Here is a 17,526-nt window from a genome sequence, read left to right on the forward strand (position 1 = left end):
ACTTTACTTAGTCTTCACCATAGCCAAGGCTACGTAGCGCACGCTCATCGTCGGCCCAGCCAGACTTCACTTTTACCCAAAGTTCTAAAAACACTTTGTTATCAAGCATATCTTCAAGGTCTTTACGAGCTTCACGGCCAATAACTTTCAGCTTTTCGCCTTTATTGCCGATCACCATACGCTTTTGCGTTTCACGCTCAACGAGGATCAAACCATTAATTTGCCAAACACCGTTTTCTTGCCATTTAAACTGTTCAATCTCTACAGTGACTGAATATGGTAACTCATCACCCATAAAGCGCATCAGCTTTTCACGGATCACTTCAGCTGCCATAAAGCGCATTGAACGGTCTGTTACGTAGTCTTCAGGGAAGTAAAACTCACAAAGCGGTAAACGCTTTTTCACTTCATCTTTGATTAAATCAATATTTTTACCCTGCTTCGCAGAGACCGGCATAATAGCCACAAAATCAAATTTACCACCTAAAAACTGCATGTGCGGAAGCACTAAATCACGGTCTTTAACTTGGTCAATTTTATTCATAACTAATAACACTGGGCGACCACTTTGGCGTACTTTATTTAGTACCATCTCATCGTCTTCGTTCCAGTGTGTGCCTTCAACCACAAAGATGATCAGTTCGACATCGCCAATTGAGCTTGATGCAGCACGGTTCATTAAACGGTTAATAGCGCGTTTTTCTTCGACGTGTAAGCCTGGTGTATCCACATAAACAGCTTGGTATTTACCTTCGGTATGAATACCCATGATACGGTGACGTGTGGTTTGTGGCTTACGCGAGGTAATAGACACCTTTTGCTCAACAATATAGTTAAGTAAGGTTGATTTACCTACATTTGGGCGGCCAACAATGGCAACCATACCGCAGTACGTGTCTAGCTCTGCAGGTTCTTTGCTAATTAAATCATCAAGATTCATTTTTAAGTATCTTTAAGGCTTTTTCAGCGGCTTTTTGCTCAGCTTTACGACGTGAGCTACCTACTGAGATAATGCTATCCATCCCTTCAACAATACATTCAACCGTGAATGTTTGATTGTGCGCTTGGCCTTTTGTATCAATTACAGTGTAGCCAGGTAACGATAATTTGCGCGCTTGTAAGTATTCTTGAAGTAATGTTTTCGGATCTTTTTGATTTAAGCCCGGCGAAATTGCATCAAGACGCGACTCGTACCAGCTTAAAATTAACTCACCACATTGTTCAATGTTTGAGTCTAAGAACACCGCACCAATAATCGCCTCAACGGCATCAGCAAGGGTTGATTCACGGCGAAAACCACCGCTTTTAAGCTCACCTGGACCTAAGCGTAAGTAATCGCCTAAGCCAAACTCTAGGCCAAATTCAGCCAACGTTTGACCACGAACTAGGGTCGAACGCATGCGGCTTAAATCACCTTCGCGTGCTTTTGGAAATTTAGTGTAAAGCGCATTCGCAATCACAAAGCTCAAAATCGAATCGCCCAAAAACTCTAAGCGCTCGTTATGTTGACCTTTATGACTGCGGTGCGTCATTGCCTGCTCAAGCAAAGCTTGATCAGTAAATGTATAACCTATTTTGTTGTATAACTCTGTTACGTTTTTTTTCATCGTTACTGAATATTACCTAGGCGTTCAAAACGAACACCAGTTGGAACCCAGCCTGGTAAAAAGTCATCTGGGCCATTCTCAAATTCAAAACTCATCCATATAAAGACGGCTTTACCTACCAAGTTTTCTTTAGGTACAAAGCCCCAAAAGCGACTGTCTTGGCTATTATCACGGTTATCACCCATCATGAAATAATGATCGGCAGGAACAACCCACTCATCAGAGCGTGTACCTGGTTGTTGATAATAACGGCCTTTCATTTCAGGAGCTTGCGGGTTAATTAAAATGTTATGATTCAATGTGCTTAGGTTTTCTTCTAAGCGCACTAAATTCATCGAACCCTGCTTGAACTCGTCACTATTGAGGATTTCCATATCAATTTTGTTGTATTCATTACACAGCAAATCACCTTGCTGCGTTTCACCTTCGGCACATTTTGGCTGAATATAAAGGTGCTTATTGCGATAAACAATTTTATCGCCCGGTAAACCAATCGTACGTTTAATGTAATCTACACGCTCGTCTAATGGGTATTTAAATACCACAATATCACCACGTTCAGGTTCATCAACATCAACTAACTGGCTGCGCCAAATTGGGTCTTTGATGCCATATGAGTACTTCTGTACCAAAATGAAGTCACCCACTAATAGGGTTGGCATCATTGAGCCAGATGGAATTTGAAACGGTTCAAAAATGAAAGAGCGAAAAATCGTGATCGCTGCAATCATCGGAAAAATTGACTTAGCCGTTTCAGTGATACTTGGCTCAGGCGCAATTAATGCGGCGGTTTCTTCGTCTAGTTCACCACCTGCTGCATTTTGAGCAAGGGCAATGCGTTGCTGACGCTTTGGCGCATACATAAAGTGGTCAATTAACCAAATTAATCCTGAGCCTAGCGTTAACAACACTAAGAAAATAGAAAAGTAACCCGCCATGCATTAATTCCTTTATTTACTTCTAATTATTTACCAACTTTAAGGATAGCTAAGAATGCATCTTGAGGTACTTCAACGTTACCTAGTTGCTTCATTCGCTTTTTACCTTCTTTTTGTTTTTGTAGCAGTTTCTTCTTACGGCTCACGTCACCACCGTAACATTTTGCGATTACGTTTTTACGTAATTGCTTAACGGTTGTTCGGGCAATAACATGCTGACCAATCGCTGCTTGAATCGCAATATCAAACTGCTGACGTGGAATTAAGTCTTTCAGTGCTTCAGCTAACTGACGACCACGTGATTGTGCAATATCACGGTGAACAATAATCGCTAACGCATCAACACGCTCACCATTAATTAATACGTCAACACGTACCATGTCTGAAGCTTGGAAATGCTTGAAGTTATAATCAAGCGATGCAAAACCACGGCTTGTTGATTTTAACTTATCAAAAAAGTCCATGACTACTTCAGCCATCGGTAATTCGTACGTCACCGCAACTTGCTTACCATGGTAGCTCATTTTAGTTTGCATACCACGCTTTTCAACACAAAGCGTAATTACGTTACCTAAAAACTCTTGCGGAACTAATATGTTAGCTTCAACAATTGGCTCACGGATTTCAAGAATATTATTCACTGGCGGTAAGTCAGACGGGTTATCTATCTGTTTAGTTCCGTCTTTAGTCTCTACTTCGTAGATTACTGTTGGCGCAGTGGTAATAAGATCAATGTCGTATTCACGCTCAAGACGCTCTTGAATGATTTCCATGTGTAGCATACCTAAGAAGCCACAACGGAAACCAAAGCCTAGTGCTGTTGAGTTTTCTGGCTCGAAGAATAACGACGCATCGTTCAAGCTTAATTTATCAAGCGCATCACGGAATGACTCATAGTCATCTGATGAAATTGGGAACATACCTGCATAAACCTGCGGTTTAATGCGTTGGAAGCCCGGTAAACGCTCTGGCGCAGAGTTACGTTGTAAAGTGATGGTATCACCTACAGGTGCACCATGGATTTCTTTAATACCCGCAATAACAAAGCCTACCTCACCGGTTTTTAGGATACCCGTGTTGGTTTGTTTTGGTGTGAAAATACCCACTTTATCTGCGATATGAACTTGATCATTCGACATGATCTTAATTTTATCGCCCGAGCGCAATTCACCGTGCTTAATACGTACTAATGATACAACGCCTTGGTATGGGTCAAACCATGAATCAATAATAAGCGCTTGTAGTGGCTTGTCTTTGTCACCTTCTGGCGGCGGAATATCTTTAACAATAATTTCGAGTACTTCTTCAATACCAATACCCGTTTTAGCACTACATTGCACTGCATCTAGGGCATCGATACCAATGATGTCTTCAATTTCTTCTGCTACACGAAGTGGATCGGCTTGTGGTAAGTCGATTTTATTTAGAACTGGAATAACTTCTAAGTCCATTTCGATTGCTGTGTAGCAGTTAGCTAAAGTTTGAGCTTCTACACCTTGACCCGCATCAACAACTAAAAGTGCACCTTCACAGGCTGCAAGTGAACGTGATACTTCGTATGTGAAGTCAACGTGTCCTGGCGTGTCGATAAAGTTTAACTGGTATGTTTCGCCGTCTTTAGCTTTATAATTTAGCGTTACACTTTGCGCTTTGATGGTAATACCACGCTCACGCTCTATGTCCATTGAGTCTAACACCTGCTGCTGCATTTCACGGTCTGTTAAACCACCACAAACTTGGATAAGACGGTCAGAGAGAGTCGATTTACCATGGTCAATATGGGCGATGATCGAAAAATTACGGATATGCTTCATAAACTGGATTCTAAACTTCTATATAAAATGGACTAAGTGTATAAAGCGACAATTTTACATTTAATTGGCTTTAATCACCATCTATTTGAGTGAAAGGAATAGTAATTGGGTGAATTTTTATTACTTTAATATCATGCTTCAGGCTCTTAACCCTTGATTTTGCTATCGCATAGCCCGTCAAACCACCAATCACGGCGGCTAAAATTTGCCAGCCTTCGGCAAGCGAAAAAGCCGAAAATGCGATTAAAGCAAACCCTAAACTAAACAAAAGGGGTAGCATGTAAACAGCCATAGCGTGTTTAACTAAGTGGCTATCATCGAGTGCTAAAGTTACTTTTTGCCCTACTTGGAGCTCTTTTTCGAAGGTATAAGGAAAGGTTTTTTTAGCTGTTCCAAACAGCTTTGCAAAAACTTGCGAACCACAACGACCATTACAGCCGGCACAGGCTTGCTTTTGTTCTGCTTCTAAATTCGCTGTCGTGCCTTTAACTGACACGACAGTGAGTGTTTGTTCAATCATGATTTAAAGAGGTCGCGCTACCGACTCAGCTATAGCTTTGGCTGTCATAGCTGGGATATTACCAACAACCGATACATCAAAGCTACCACCATTGTGCACATACACAGTCGTTGCACCTGAGGTTAAAGCGCCGCTTGCACGCTTTCCAGGTAACGGTCTTTGAATAAAAACAGACACTTCAACAAACCCATCTGAATATAAATAATAGTCAGCAAGTTCATTATTTAAATCAAGTTTATGGCGATCTGACTTTAATAACTTAAAGCCATCAGGGAGCCAACCAATTTTCCAATCATTCGCTGCGCCGTCACCATCGCTGGCTAAATCGTTAGTCGCCAACACCGCAGGAAAGTCACGGTTTTGCATTTCAACTAACATAGGTGCTGGCTGCTCTGTTACGCTGATATGAGTTAACTGTAACTGCTCAAGCATTTCACCTTTGTGATTCACATAGGCAGATTTAAGCAACAACGATGACTCAGTATCTAGCCAAATCCAATAGTTATATTTGTATTCATCTTTTGATTCGATACGCACTAACTGTGCTGAGCGCCCTGCAATACGGCCTTTTCCGCCAAGCACAAAATCATAGTGAGCGCTTAGCCGATTGATATCTTTAAAAAGCACTTCAGGAATTGGCCCGGCTATAGAGTCTGTTTTCACTGAATAAGGCTCAGAATGAGGCTCAAAATAGGTCACTTGATCATCAACGCGCACCATTTCTAGGCCAGCGCCGTTGAGTAAACTTAAATGCTCAAGCTCAATATCGCCTTGTTTTGCATGTAACCAGCGATAGGGTTCCATGGCTTGGCCTTTTACAACCACAAATGATGCGTCAAAGTTGCGAGTATGAACGGCCATAGCCATATCATTTAATAAAGTCTTGGCGGGATTTTCGTCGCTGGCAATGGCTGGAGCCGTTAATACCAGCGACAAAATAAAAGTAAAAACTTTCATTTAATTAGTTTTTTTCCTCGTCTGCATTTTCTGCAGTTTGCGATTTTTCTAGCGAATATGCAACACGTGCTTGACGTTGGTGCTCAAGCACTAATGCACCAATACGCTGTTGTTGTAACTCACGTAAACCTTGCTCTGCATTTTCTAATGCAGGTTGCTCAGATGAGTAACTAACAGGAGAGGCCATACCGGTTAATGGTACAGTTTGTAATGTTGGGATGTCATTTTGTGGCACTTCACTGTTTTGTGGCAAAGTTTGTACGCCCACAATAGCAAACATGGCAACACTAGCAGCAATGGCCACTTGGGCAAATGGACGACGCCAATTAAATGCTACTACGTTATCAGTGCCTGTTGCCGCCACGATTTCTTCGCTTTTTGGTGCCGTTGTTTTATTCGCGAAATCTGCGTAAACAGGTTCTTGCTCTAGTGATTCAGCCACTGCATCTGCAATGTCAAAATTAAAAGCGTTGTTATTTGCCTCAGCACGCATTACATCACCAATCATTGCGTAACGACCAAATGTAGACACATCGTCGTTTGTGATCGCTTGATCAGTTAACTGCTGCTCGCCGTCAAGTAACGCGGACAACTGCTCATTATCCAACTTGTTAACGTCTGCTTTTGTCATACTAAGACTCACCTATTAATGGATTCAATTTATTATCAATCGCCTCACGGGCACGGAAAATACGTGAACGCACCGTTCCCACAGGGCAATCCATAACCACGGCTATTTCTTCATAGCTCATACCTTCAATTTCACGAAGGGTAATCGCGGTTTTTAGATCTTCAGGCAAACTATCAATCGTATTAAAAATTACAGCACGTACTTCGTCACTTAATAACAGGTTTTCTGGCGATGCGTTTGAACGCATTGCATCTGCACTGTCATAAAATTCTGCTTCTTCGGCATCAACATCGTTAGCTGGGGGTTTGCGACCCTGCGCAACTAAGTAATTTTTAGCACAATTTACGGCGATACGGTACAACCAAGTATAAAAGGCGCTATCACCTCTAAAGTTAGGTAAAGCACGGTAGGCTTTAATAAAAGCTTCTTGTGCGACATCAGCAACATCACCTTGGTTCGATACATAACGTGAAATCAAACCTGCAATTTTATTCTGATATTTTCTAACTAATAGGTTGAAGGCGTTTTTATCTCCTTGCTGGACCCTTTTAACTAGCGCTAAATCCAAATCCTGCTCGCTCATTCGAGCCGGTACTCCTCTGTTTGATTCTTGCTTGCTATTCATATACTCGCCATTGTTTACACAAACTCTGACTGCACCATGAATATAAAAGTTCAGTTTAAAATGATTTTTTTATAAAATAGCACGCAAATAAATTGAGTCATACCAATCTTATTACACGACAACCTCAATAACTGCTTAAGAATCAACGGTTATCTAAATTAAACTCACAATTTAAAACAGCTAACAATAAACTGTTTATGTGACGATAAAACTAATAAGATTGGTATAACGTATTAAAATGACTAATAGTGTTAAAGCAAATATGGTACATATACGTATACCACATAAAAATTTATTTGCTCAAACTTTTGGCACTACTAGCCGAGCATTGTAACCGCAAAGACCACAGACATGAACCAAAATAAACATCACATTACTGATGTCGCTATCATTGGCAGCGGCGCCGCTGGCCTATCTCTTGCCTTATCGCTTGCTAATCACTGTAAGGTGACAGTACTTAGTAAAGGCGCATTAACTGAGGGTTCTACCTTATATGCTCAAGGTGGTATTGCAGCAGTATTTGATAAAAAGAATGACAGCATTGAATCTCATGTTGAAGATACTCTCGATGCAGGCGGCGGATTATGTGACCGTGATGCGGTTCACTACACAGCGAGCAATGCTAAAAAATGTTTAAAATGGCTTATTGAGCAAGGCGTACCTTTTGATATGGAGTTCGATTCAAAAGGTAAAGAGCGTTTTCATTTAACTCGCGAAGGTGGTCATAGTCATCGTCGTATTTTACATGCCGCCGATGCCACAGGGCGAGCAGTGCAAACAACCTTAATTAGCCAAGTACAAGCACACCCTAACATCACCCTGTTAGAAAATTACAATGCCATTGATTTAATCACAGATAAAAGCTTAGCTAAAAAAGGCAAGCATGTTCACGGCTTATACGTCTGGAATTGTGTAGATAAAAAAGTTGAAACTATCGCTGCCAAGTTCGTATCACTGGCAACAGGCGGCGCAAGTAAAGTATATTTATATACTTCCAACCCTGATGTATCGAGTGGTGATGGTATCGCAATGGCATGGCGTGCGGGGTGCCGTGTAGCCAATATGGAATTTAACCAATTCCACCCAACAAGTTTGTATCACCCAGAGCTGCAAAACTTTTTGATCACAGAAGCTATGCGCGGTGAAGGTGCGTATTTAAAACGCCCTGATGGCACTCGCTTTATGAAAGACTTTGATGAGCGCGAAGAACTTGCCCCTCGCGATATTGTTGCTCGTGCCATCGATTTTGAAATGAAACGCCTTGGTGCGAACTGTGTGTACCTTGATATTAGCCACAAAGATAAAGATTTTATCATTGAGCACTTCCCAACTATCTACGCAAAATGCTTAAGTGTTGGCCTCGACATTACCAAAGAAGCCATTCCTGTGGTGCCTGCTGCACACTATACCTGCGGCGGTGTTATGACCGACTTTAATGGCCGTACAGATTTAGATAACTTATATGCGGTTGGCGAAGTAGCTTACACAGGCTTACACGGTGCTAATCGTATGGCGAGCAACTCTCTACTTGAGTGCATTGTATTTGCCCATGCTGCCGCGAAAGATATTCTGAGCAAAATCGATGCAAGCCCTGCCCTTGAAGCCTTACCATTATGGGATGAAAGTCGCGTAACTAACTCAGACGAAGAAATCGTTATTACCCACAACTGGCATGAGCTAAGGTTATTTATGTGGGATTACGTGGGTATTGTACGCTCAACAAAACGTTTAGAACGTGCGCTTCACCGCGTTGAATTACTGCAGCAAGAAATTCACGACTATTACGCAAACTTTAGGGTGACAAATAACTTATTAGAACTTCGAAACCTAGTACAGGTTGCAGAGCTTATTATTCGCAGCGCCCTTGAGCGTAAAGAAAGTCGTGGTCTTCATTACACGATTGATTACCCAGAGCAAAACGAAAATCCAACACCGACAATTTTAACGCCTAAGTCGGTTGCTGCACTGCAATAATTGCACGCTTTAAGCGCGAGAAACTTTCTTCATCAACACTGGCTGAGCTTATAATCAGCCAGTGTGATTGATAAAACCCAGCCAACCTCAGCACTACAAAATTAGCAAACACATAACTTTTAGCTGTTATCTGGCCTTGAATTTTAAGTTTGTCGTTTACAAATCTAAGCTCTGCTTGCTCTAAAATTATAAAACCCTTTTCAGGCTGTGCTTGTTGGACTTTTTTAAAACTAAGAATGGCTAAGAAGAAGCACGCTAAACAAGCCAACAGCTGAGCGAAAACATGCTGGTAAACAAAGCATAAAGTGATGGCTGTTAAGCAAAAAAAGACCACAAAGGGTTTGTGGTCGGGGGTGTTATTTGTAACGGTAAATCTATACACGAACTCGGTCTAAAATTAACGCGACCATACCGTTAAGCTCTGGGTCTTTACACTCTTCATGACCCATGAACCAGGCAAATAAATCAGGATCATCGCACTCAAGTAAGCGTTGAAAAACGGCTTGCTGTTCTTTTGATAGTGAGTCAAACGCTTCTTCAACGAATGGCATAAATAAAACATCTAGTTCTAACATACCGCGACGGCATGCCCAACGAATACGTTCTTTACTGTGAATTTCAGTCATTTTAAACCTCGTACTTATTTGTCTGCAGTTTACCAAATTGCTATCGAATAAACAGCTATTTAAATTGCTACCCTAACTAAGTTATCATTAGCGCTCATTCATATCGTAAAGAAGGTTTTTATGTCGACTGTTTACGCATGTCCTTTATCTTATTCACTTATCAGCCTAACTGGCAAAGATAAGTTGTCTTACCTTCACGGACAAATTACGCAAGATATCAACAAATTAACTGATGATAACTTCCTTTGGGCTGGCCACTGTAATGCAAAAGGCAAGCTTTGGGGTGTATTTAGGTTGTTTTCACACCTTGATAGCTATTACCTTGCGGGCTCAAAACCTGAGGTAGAGCAATCGCTAGTCGAGTTAAAAAAATACGCCGTTTTTTCGCAAGTAGAAATTCAGCAATCTGAAAAACCGCTAATTGGCTTACTAGGTGATGACCTAACAGCGACACTAGAAACCTTAGCAATTAATTTTGACGACGAGCACAACGCTGTCGATTTTGCTGGCGGTAAAGCGTTAAAGCTTGCAGATAACCGCGTATTGCTTATGGTCAACGAAGAATTTAGCTTACCTGATGACATAACAGCCCTTGATGATGACGCGTTATGGCAACAGGCAGCTATTGCCGCAGGCGAGCCGTCATTAAACAGCGACGCTATTGGCGAATACGTACCGCAAATGGTTAACTTGCAAGCGCTTGGTGGTATCAGTTTCAGAAAAGGTTGCTACACAGGGCAAGAAACTGTCGCCCGTATGAAATACCTAGGCAAAAATAAACGTGCTATGTATATAGTTTCGGGCAAAGCTGAAGGCTTGCTTGATGAGCTAGAACTTGAAACCCAACTGGGCGAAAACTGGCGCCGTGCTGGCAAGCTTATTAGCCAAAGTTATAATCAACAAACGCAAACCTTAATGGGCCTTGTTGTGCTTCCGAACGATAATGAAGCAGGCCAAATTTTGCGAGCTAAACACCTCCCTCAGGTAGAGTTATCTATTCAAGCTCTGCCTTACTCTCTCGAAGATGAATAAATAGGAATGACTATGATCGTAGCAGCAAACAAAGTGGTAAAAATGCATTATTCAGTATTGGATAATAACAAAAACACCATCGACAACTCTTTCGATGGCGAGCCACTGGTGTTTATCGTTGGCACGGGTTTCTTAATTCCAGGCCTCGAAAATGCGCTATTAGGTAAAGAAGCGGGCGACACATTCAGCGTAACTGTTGAGCCAGAGCAAGGCTATGGTGAGCGTCACGATGACCTAATGCAAGCAGTACCAAAATCAATGTTTGAAGGTATGGAAATTGAAGTGGGTATGCAGTTCCGCGCTACGACTGACGCTGGCGACCAATCAGTGATGATCATCGAAATTCAAGACGAAGACGTTATTGTCGATGGTAACCACCCACTTTCAGGTATTACCCTTCATTTTGATGTTGAAGTACTTGAAGTACGCGATGCAACTGAAGAAGAATTAGCACATGGTCATGTGCACGGTGAAGGTGGTTGTGGTCACAGCCACTAAACCATTACTATAAAAAAAGCGCCACTGGCGCTTTTCTTATATCTCAAATTTGTGCTTATGCAACAGTTTTCTGAGCATCTAGAGCAGGCTCTGGTTCAGCAATATGCTCTCTAAGCGCAGCAAGTAAACCTTCTTGGTCATTGGTTCCTAAGCGATAGTGCGTACCGTCTTTCATCGCCAATTCAACAGCACTAAATCCAGATACACTGTAAACCCAGCCATCATGCGTGATACGCAGACCAATACCATGTCGAAAAGAATTACTCACAGCCCGAACAGATTCAATCTCATCAAAAGTCACGGTTTTTCCAAATACACCCGGACCGAATGCCCAGCTTAGTGTTTTATCGCTCACCTTAATGGTTAAGCCATGAAACAAAAAAGCCACCAGCACTAAGATAGCGCTAAACACCATAAGAGGAATATCTGCACCAATTAAGTTCCAAGCTAAGGCGATGAAGGCGCCAATCCAGCCTAAGATAACAAAAATAAAAATAGCGTACTGTTTATGTTGATACATTCTGAAGTATTCTCTTAAAAGCTATAAACAAAGGTTGCACTCAGCTCAGAATCGTACTTGAGCTTATCTTCCTCTGGTTTTGAGTTATAGCGATACATGTAGGTAAATTTGAGTGACACATCACCCATAATTTTGCTGATCAGGGATGTTTCTGATTTTAAACGCGAGTTTAACCCTGACAATGATTGTTCATAACTGACATCTTGATTAAAGCGAGTGCGAGCAGAAACCGTACGCTCCCACTGCAGCGCTAAACGAAGCAGGTAACCGGTTTTTGTTTCATCTTCTTCTGTTGCAGTCTCTTGATCAGCCACCGAGCGGTATAAACCAGGGCCCACATCGATATCGACTTTATTCTTACTGCCTTGGTAAATGCGGTTACCGTAACCCGTCGCTATGGTGCTCTTAAACTCTAGACCACTAAACTTATCTCGCTCGTAGTCACCGTAAATGAAAAATGACTCATTTTTCACATTTAGCTTATAGTTACCTTGGCCTGATACAAAAATACGGTCAGCAGAAACTTCTTCATCACCGGTTTCTTCATTACGGTCACGTTTGTATAAAGTATCGAGCTTAAATTGGTTACGCCACTTTTCGAAATCTTGGTAAAGGTTACCTTTAAGTTTGAAACTAGTTGAGTTGGTATTACCGCGGCTTACCATAAAACCAAACTCCATATCTCCGTACAGCAACTCGCCTTTATGAATTTTATGGATTTCTTCTTCTGATAATTGCCCGTACTCATGAAAGTCTTCAAACGGATCAACAGCAAAAGCCTGCCAACTGCAAACTAGTAGGGCGGGCAAAATAATTCGTTTTATTGAATTAAAACAACTAAAAGTAGAGTCAAACATCGGCTGGAGAGTTATTCGCTATCTTTCCAAAGAATGTGGCAAAACGGTGCATCTTTGTCTCGGCTAATTAAAATTTTCGCAAACAAGATATCTTGATTGTCGAATTCAAGTCCTACTAAGACTTGCACAAATAGCTCAGGTTCAATTTCTAGTGCAACAAAATCTTGCCACTGCTCGTCAGGCTCACCTTCTTCAATAAAGCCAAGCTCTTCTCTGTGCTCGTTAAAATCAGCAATATCTTGCTCGCTTAAATTATCAGGTGCTAACTCTAAAAAGATATCATAAGCCTGATGAGTTACTTCTTCTTCACTGTATAAGCGTGGACCAGCCATTCCTTAAACCTCTGCACATGTGTATCGCTTTGAATCTGGCTATGATAACAAACCTCTTTTGAGTTTTACCAAAAAAAAAGCCAGGTTGCCCTGACTTTTTTGTAATTAATAACAGATTTTACTCCGCACTTGCTGTGCCTTTTATCTTTTCGCGCATTGATTGCACGAGCGTATAAAATAGCGGAACAAGCAAGGTGCCAAAAATGGTTGCAGCTAACATCCCGAATAACACGGTAATACCGAGCGATATTCGACTGCCAGCCCCTGCGCCACTTGCAAACACCAGCGGTAATACGCCAAGTACAAACGACAATGCCGTCATCAATACGGCCCTAAAGCGTAATCTTGCCGCATTAAGAGCCGCTTCAAAAATACCTTTACCTGCCGCACGCTCTTCCATAGCAAATTCGACAATCAAAATAGCGGTTTTGGTGGATAGGCCAATCAGTAACACTAAACCAACCTGCGCATAGATGTTGTTTTCCATACCAATCACATACAGCGCAAGCATGGCACCAAATAACGCCAACGGTACCGCTGCAATGACCGAAAACGGAATTGTCCAGCTTTCGTATTGCGCAACCAAGAATAGATACACAAATACCACCGCTAAGCCAAATAAGATTGGCGCCATATTACCCGCTTCAATCTCTTGTTTAGACTGCCCAGCCCACTCATACACATAGCCTGTAGGTAATTGCTCAGCTAGCTCTTGCATTGCTTTAATGGCATCACCACTGGCATAACCTGCTGCAGGTTGTCCGCTAATGCTTGCACTACGATATAAGTTAAAGTGCGTTAAGCTTGTAGGGCCTAAAATTGGCTCCAGCTTAGCCAATGTAGTGAGCGGCACCATTGCTCCCTCATCATTACGTACATAGTAGTACTGTAAGTCTGCAGGGTTTTGACGAAAACGGCTTTCCGCCTGCATGATAACGCGGTAAGTACGGCTAAATTGGTTAAAGTCATTTATGTATAACGAGCCAAGTTGCGCCTGCAAGGTTAAGAAAATATCGCTAAGCGCCACCCCTTGAGCTTTTGCCTTATTACGGTCAATTTCAAGGAAATACTGTGGCACATTTGCTCTAAATGTACTGTAAACATTTGACAGCTCTGGACGCTGGTTCGCTTCATAAATTAAGCCATTTAACACTTGTGCAAGTTCAGCAGGCTCGCGTCCTTCACTGTCTTGTAACCTAAACTCAAAGCCTGCGCTTGTGCCAAGTCCAGGTATTGAAGGCGGATTAAAGGCCATGATTTGCGCATCTGGCATCGCCCAGAACTGCCCCATCAGGCGCGTTAGTACTGCACGTAAGCCAAGCTCTGGGCTGGTACGCTCTTCCCAATCCTTGAGTACCACAATACCAAGCGCATTATTAGAACCCGCACCACCGAGTAATGAAAAGCCAGAAACCGCAATAAAGTCAGTTGCCGCTGGTTCATTTCTTACAATCTCGCCCAGCTTATGCATTACATCTTGGGTACGACCGCTAGCTGCCGCATCTGGTAATTGCACATCAACAAAAAGAAAGCCTTGGTCTTCTGCTGGTACAAAGCCTGTAGGCACTGTTTTTACTAGCCAACCTGCAGCCGCAAAAATAACCACCGCAAACAATGCCATTCTCGCGGTACGTTTGAGGATAAAGTTAATAACTTTACTGTAGCCATTGGTCGAACGAGTAATGATATTTTCGAATGGGGCTAACCATTTAATCGGCTTCATGGCTTTTTCATTTAACAATAAAGCACACAATGCAGGGCTTAAAGTCAGTGCATTTAAAGATGAAATGAGTACCGCAAATGAAATCGTCACCGAGAACTGTTTATAAAGCTCCCCAGTTATTCCCGGCATAAAGCCTACTGGCACAAACACCGCAAGTAATACTAAGGTCGTTGCCACGATTGGCCCCGATACCTGCTCCATCGCTTTGGTAACCGCTTCTTTAATTGGCAGCTTTTCTTCTTTTAGTATTCGCTCAACGTTTTCAATAACGATAATGGCATCATCGACCACAATACCGATTGCAAGTACTAAACCAAACAAGGTGATTAAGTTGATGGAGTAATCCATCATCATCATAAACGCGAAAGTCCCCACCAAAGATACCGGAATAGCCACCGTTGGAATGAGCGTAGCGCGCCAATTTTGTAAGAATAAAAACACCACTAAAATAACCAAGCCAACCGCTTGGACAAGGGTGACAACCACTTCATCAATCGAGCGATTGATGAACTCTGTGGTGTCATAAGGAATTGAGTACTCAACACCATCAGGTAGCTGTTTAGCCAGCTCTGCCATACGGGCTTTTACATCAGCAGCTACTTGCGTCGCATTCGCTTCTGTTAGCTGATAAATAACGATGAATGCAGTGTCTTGCTGGTTTAATTTTGCTGTTGTGCTGTAGCTTGCTGCACCTAATTCAATACGGGCAATATCATTTAAGCGCACAAAGTTACCATCTTTGCTCGAGCGGATAATGGTTTGGCCAAACTCTTCAGGGGTTTTTAAACGCCCTTTTGCCTGAATCGAATATTCAAATTGCTGGCTCGGTGCAGAGGGTGCAGCACCGAGTTTACCTGCTGCTACGATGGTATTTTGCTCTTGCAGCGCTGCTTGAACTTCTGACACAGTTAAACCCAGTGAAGCCATTCGATCTGGGCGTAACCATAAACGCATTGAATAGGTTTGTTCCCCCATTACTTCAGCAGAGGCAACCCCATTAATACGGCCAAGTGGCTCGGTTAAGTAGTTGGTTGCATAGTTGCTTAAGAAAATAGCGTCGATATTTTCTTGATTCGAGTACAAGTTGATACCGAGAAGCATCGAACTCGACTTTTTCTTAACCGACACACCTTGGCGTTTAACCTCTTCAGGTAACCCAGCTTCTGCAAGTGCCACACGGTTTTGTACGTTAACTTGGGCTATATCTGTGTCTGTGCCGACTTTAAAATACACAGTGATACTTGCCGTGCCATTGTTAGACGATGTTGATTCGATATACATCATATCTTCAACACCATTAACCTGCTCTTCTATGGGCCGGATCACCGACTCTTCGACAATTTGCGCACTTGCACCTGGGTAACTAGCACTAATTTGTACTTGCGGAGGGGTTATTTGCGGGTACATATTCACTGGCAGCAAAGCCATTGAAATTAAACCCGCAATGGTAATAACAATCGAAATTACCAAGGCAAATTTTGGGCGAGATATAAAGGTTTTACTGATCATATCTCACTCCTAAGAGTTAGCTTTGCTAGAAATAGTGCCGGTTGTTTCATCGACATTTTTTTCAACAGCTTTCACTTCAGCGCCTTGGCGTACCTTTTGTAAACCTTCAATAATGACTTTTTCACCCGCCTCTAAACCAGACTCAACCACCCACATTGCATTAATACGACGACCCAGCTTAACAATCCGCATAGCCACTTTGTTTTCGTCATCAACAACGAGCACAAACTTACCTTGCTGGTTTTCTTGCACTGCAACTTGAGGAATGAGTGCCAAGTTTTGTTTATTCGTACTTTCAACGATTAAAGTGACGAATAGACCCGGCATAACGATGCCATCAGGGTTATCAAAAGCGGCTCTTAGCTCAACCGTGCCTGTATTGCGGTTAATTTTGGTATCTGCAAAATCAAGTTCGCCTTTATCAGCAAAAGTTGAGTTGTTTGGTAAACGCAAAGTTAAGTCGATAGGCACATCACGAGGGTCTTTATCTGAAGGTGCTTGATTATTTTGGCGATAAGAGATGTAGTCAGCTTCTTCAACCTGAAAACTTACATAAATTGGGTCAACATCGGTCAGCTCTGCAAGCTCATTGGATGATGGCCCAACAATATTACCCACATCATAGTTCACTTTACCGATGCGCCCTGCAAACGGTGCGCGTATCTCAGTATAGCTTAAATTAAGTTTTGCTTTTTCAAGCTCAGCTTCCGCGGCTTTTACAGCTGCTGTAGCCTGTTCAAAATTTGTGGTGAGTTTATCGAGGTCTGATTGTGAAATAAAACCTTGCGCAGCCACATCTTTACCACGTTTTAAATCTCTTTCAGCGGCGCCCGCTGCGGCAATTTTACTTTTTAAATCAGCTTCAACTTCTGCAACAGTTGAGCGATACTCAGATGGGTCAATACGTAATAAAAGCTGATCTTTCTCAACCGATGAGCCTTCATTAAAGTGGCGTTCAATGAGTTCACCCTCAACTCGGGCTCTAATAGCAACCTCTTGGAATGCTTCAGTACGCGCGACAAACTCTCGGTAATTACCAACTTCCTGTGTGACGACATTAAATACTGATACGGCCGGTGGCGGCGTAGTTTGTTGTTGTGCTTTATCATCTGAACAGCCAACTAATGTGGTTGTTAATGCGACAGAAATTGCAGCAAAAGCCAAAGAACGAGATGATTGTTTAGTTATGCGAGCTGTTTTGCCCATCAGCATATATTTACTCCTAGTAGCGCGACTTAAAACTAAGTCTAGTCGTGTCATGAGATTTTGCGAAAGTATCTAACTAATCACAAAACAAAGCTAGCTGCGAACTAGCACCTTTGTTTTAAAAATATACACCAATTTGTAACTAAATATATGACAA

Annotated in this window: 18 protein-coding genes; 3 read left to right on the forward strand and 15 right to left on the reverse strand. The window is 42.2% G+C overall.

All coding sequences use genetic code 11. The annotated features are described in order from the left end of the window. Positions 1–7 precede the first annotated feature (7 nt). From era to rpoE, 8 genes are all read right to left on the reverse strand, one after another. Positions 8–940 carry a GTPase Era gene (gene era, locus CWC02_RS16325; protein ID WP_138619374.1) on the reverse strand — a complete coding sequence of 311 codons (933 nt, stop codon included), beginning with the start codon at positions 938–940 and terminating at the stop codon, positions 8–10. Then, positions 930–1,607 (reverse strand): ribonuclease III, encoded by a 678-nt coding sequence (gene rnc, locus CWC02_RS16330; protein WP_054554337.1) that lies wholly within the window; start codon positions 1,605–1,607, stop codon positions 930–932. The genes era and rnc overlap by 11 nt, the downstream gene beginning before the upstream one ends. 2 nt (positions 1,608–1,609) lie before the next feature. Further along, complete coding sequence (lepB, locus tag CWC02_RS16335; protein WP_054554336.1) at positions 1,610–2,545, reverse strand: signal peptidase I; 936 nt, start codon at positions 2,543–2,545, stop codon at positions 1,610–1,612. Positions 2,546–2,571: 26 nt separating this feature from the next. Continuing rightward, positions 2,572–4,359 carry a translation elongation factor 4 gene (gene lepA / locus CWC02_RS16340; protein WP_054554335.1) on the reverse strand — a complete coding sequence of 596 codons (1,788 nt, stop codon included), beginning with the start codon at positions 4,357–4,359 and terminating at the stop codon, positions 2,572–2,574. 70 nt (positions 4,360–4,429) lie between these two features. Then, positions 4,430–4,879 (reverse strand): SoxR reducing system RseC family protein, encoded by a 450-nt coding sequence (locus CWC02_RS16345; protein ID WP_054554334.1) that lies wholly within the window; start codon positions 4,877–4,879, stop codon positions 4,430–4,432. A gap of 3 nt (positions 4,880–4,882) precedes the next feature. Beyond that, entirely contained in the window at positions 4,883–5,836 is a 954-nt protein-coding gene (locus CWC02_RS16350) for a MucB/RseB C-terminal domain-containing protein (protein WP_054554333.1), read from the reverse strand. Positions 5,837–5,840: 4 nt separating this feature from the next. Next, on the reverse strand, positions 5,841–6,467 hold the full coding sequence (locus CWC02_RS16355) for a sigma-E factor negative regulatory protein (RefSeq protein WP_138600274.1): 627 nt from the start codon (positions 6,465–6,467) through the stop codon (positions 5,841–5,843). A gap of 1 nt (position 6,468) precedes the next feature. Further along, positions 6,469–7,050 (reverse strand): RNA polymerase sigma factor RpoE, encoded by a 582-nt coding sequence (gene rpoE, locus CWC02_RS16360; RefSeq protein WP_036969086.1) that lies wholly within the window; start codon positions 7,048–7,050, stop codon positions 6,469–6,471. A gap of 393 nt (positions 7,051–7,443) precedes the next feature. Here rpoE and nadB point away from each other — a divergent pair, with 393 nt between their 5' ends. Beyond that, positions 7,444–9,066, forward strand: coding sequence for an L-aspartate oxidase (nadB, locus tag CWC02_RS16365; RefSeq protein WP_054554331.1), 1,623 nt, complete (start codon positions 7,444–7,446; stop codon positions 9,064–9,066). Here the strand turns inward: nadB and CWC02_RS21140 are convergent. Further along, entirely contained in the window at positions 9,041–9,448 is a 408-nt protein-coding gene (locus CWC02_RS21140) for a protein YgfX (RefSeq protein ID WP_235372630.1), read from the reverse strand. The genes nadB and CWC02_RS21140 overlap by 26 nt on opposite strands. Beyond that, entirely contained in the window at positions 9,441–9,692 is a 252-nt protein-coding gene (locus CWC02_RS16370) for an FAD assembly factor SdhE (protein ID WP_054562257.1), read from the reverse strand. Before CWC02_RS16370 ends, CWC02_RS21140 begins: the two co-directional genes overlap by 8 nt. A 120-nt stretch (positions 9,693–9,812) precedes the next feature. Here CWC02_RS16370 and ygfZ point away from each other — a divergent pair, with 120 nt between their 5' ends. Together ygfZ and CWC02_RS16380 are read left to right on the forward strand one after the other, a co-directional pair. Then, on the forward strand, positions 9,813–10,724 hold the full coding sequence (gene ygfZ, locus CWC02_RS16375; RefSeq protein WP_138619377.1) for a tRNA-modifying protein YgfZ: 912 nt from the start codon (positions 9,813–9,815) through the stop codon (positions 10,722–10,724). A 12-nt stretch (positions 10,725–10,736) separates the two neighbouring features. Beyond that, a complete protein-coding gene (locus tag CWC02_RS16380) occupies positions 10,737–11,222 on the forward strand; it encodes an FKBP-type peptidyl-prolyl cis-trans isomerase (protein WP_054554327.1) in 486 nt (161 codons plus the stop codon). A gap of 55 nt (positions 11,223–11,277) precedes the next feature. Here CWC02_RS16380 and CWC02_RS16385 read toward each other — a convergent pair whose 3' ends face one another. The 5 genes from CWC02_RS16385 to CWC02_RS16405 all read right to left on the reverse strand — a co-directional run bounded on the left by CWC02_RS16385 (position 11,278) and on the right by CWC02_RS16405 (position 17,375). Beyond that, on the reverse strand, positions 11,278–11,742 hold the full coding sequence (locus tag CWC02_RS16385) for a hypothetical protein (protein ID WP_138619379.1): 465 nt from the start codon (positions 11,740–11,742) through the stop codon (positions 11,278–11,280). Positions 11,743–11,756: 14 nt separating this feature from the next. Then, positions 11,757–12,551 carry a DUF481 domain-containing protein gene (locus CWC02_RS16390; protein ID WP_370316364.1) on the reverse strand — a complete coding sequence of 265 codons (795 nt, stop codon included), beginning with the start codon at positions 12,549–12,551 and terminating at the stop codon, positions 11,757–11,759. Positions 12,552–12,610: 59 nt separating this feature from the next. After that, positions 12,611–12,931, reverse strand: a complete 321-nt coding sequence (locus CWC02_RS16395) for an HI1450 family dsDNA-mimic protein (RefSeq protein WP_054554325.1) — start codon at positions 12,929–12,931, stop codon at positions 12,611–12,613. A 118-nt stretch (positions 12,932–13,049) separates the two neighbouring features. Continuing rightward, complete coding sequence (locus tag CWC02_RS16400; RefSeq protein WP_138619381.1) at positions 13,050–16,163, reverse strand: efflux RND transporter permease subunit; 3,114 nt, start codon at positions 16,161–16,163, stop codon at positions 13,050–13,052. Between the two features lie 9 nt (positions 16,164–16,172). Then, entirely contained in the window at positions 16,173–17,375 is a 1,203-nt protein-coding gene (locus tag CWC02_RS16405; protein ID WP_249364124.1) for an efflux RND transporter periplasmic adaptor subunit, read from the reverse strand. Between the last annotated feature and the right edge of the window lie 151 nt (positions 17,376–17,526).

Origin of the sequence: Pseudoalteromonas sp. S2721 (assembly GCF_005887425.1) — a bacterium.
Lineage (GTDB): Bacteria > Pseudomonadota > Gammaproteobacteria > Enterobacterales > Alteromonadaceae > Pseudoalteromonas > Pseudoalteromonas simplex.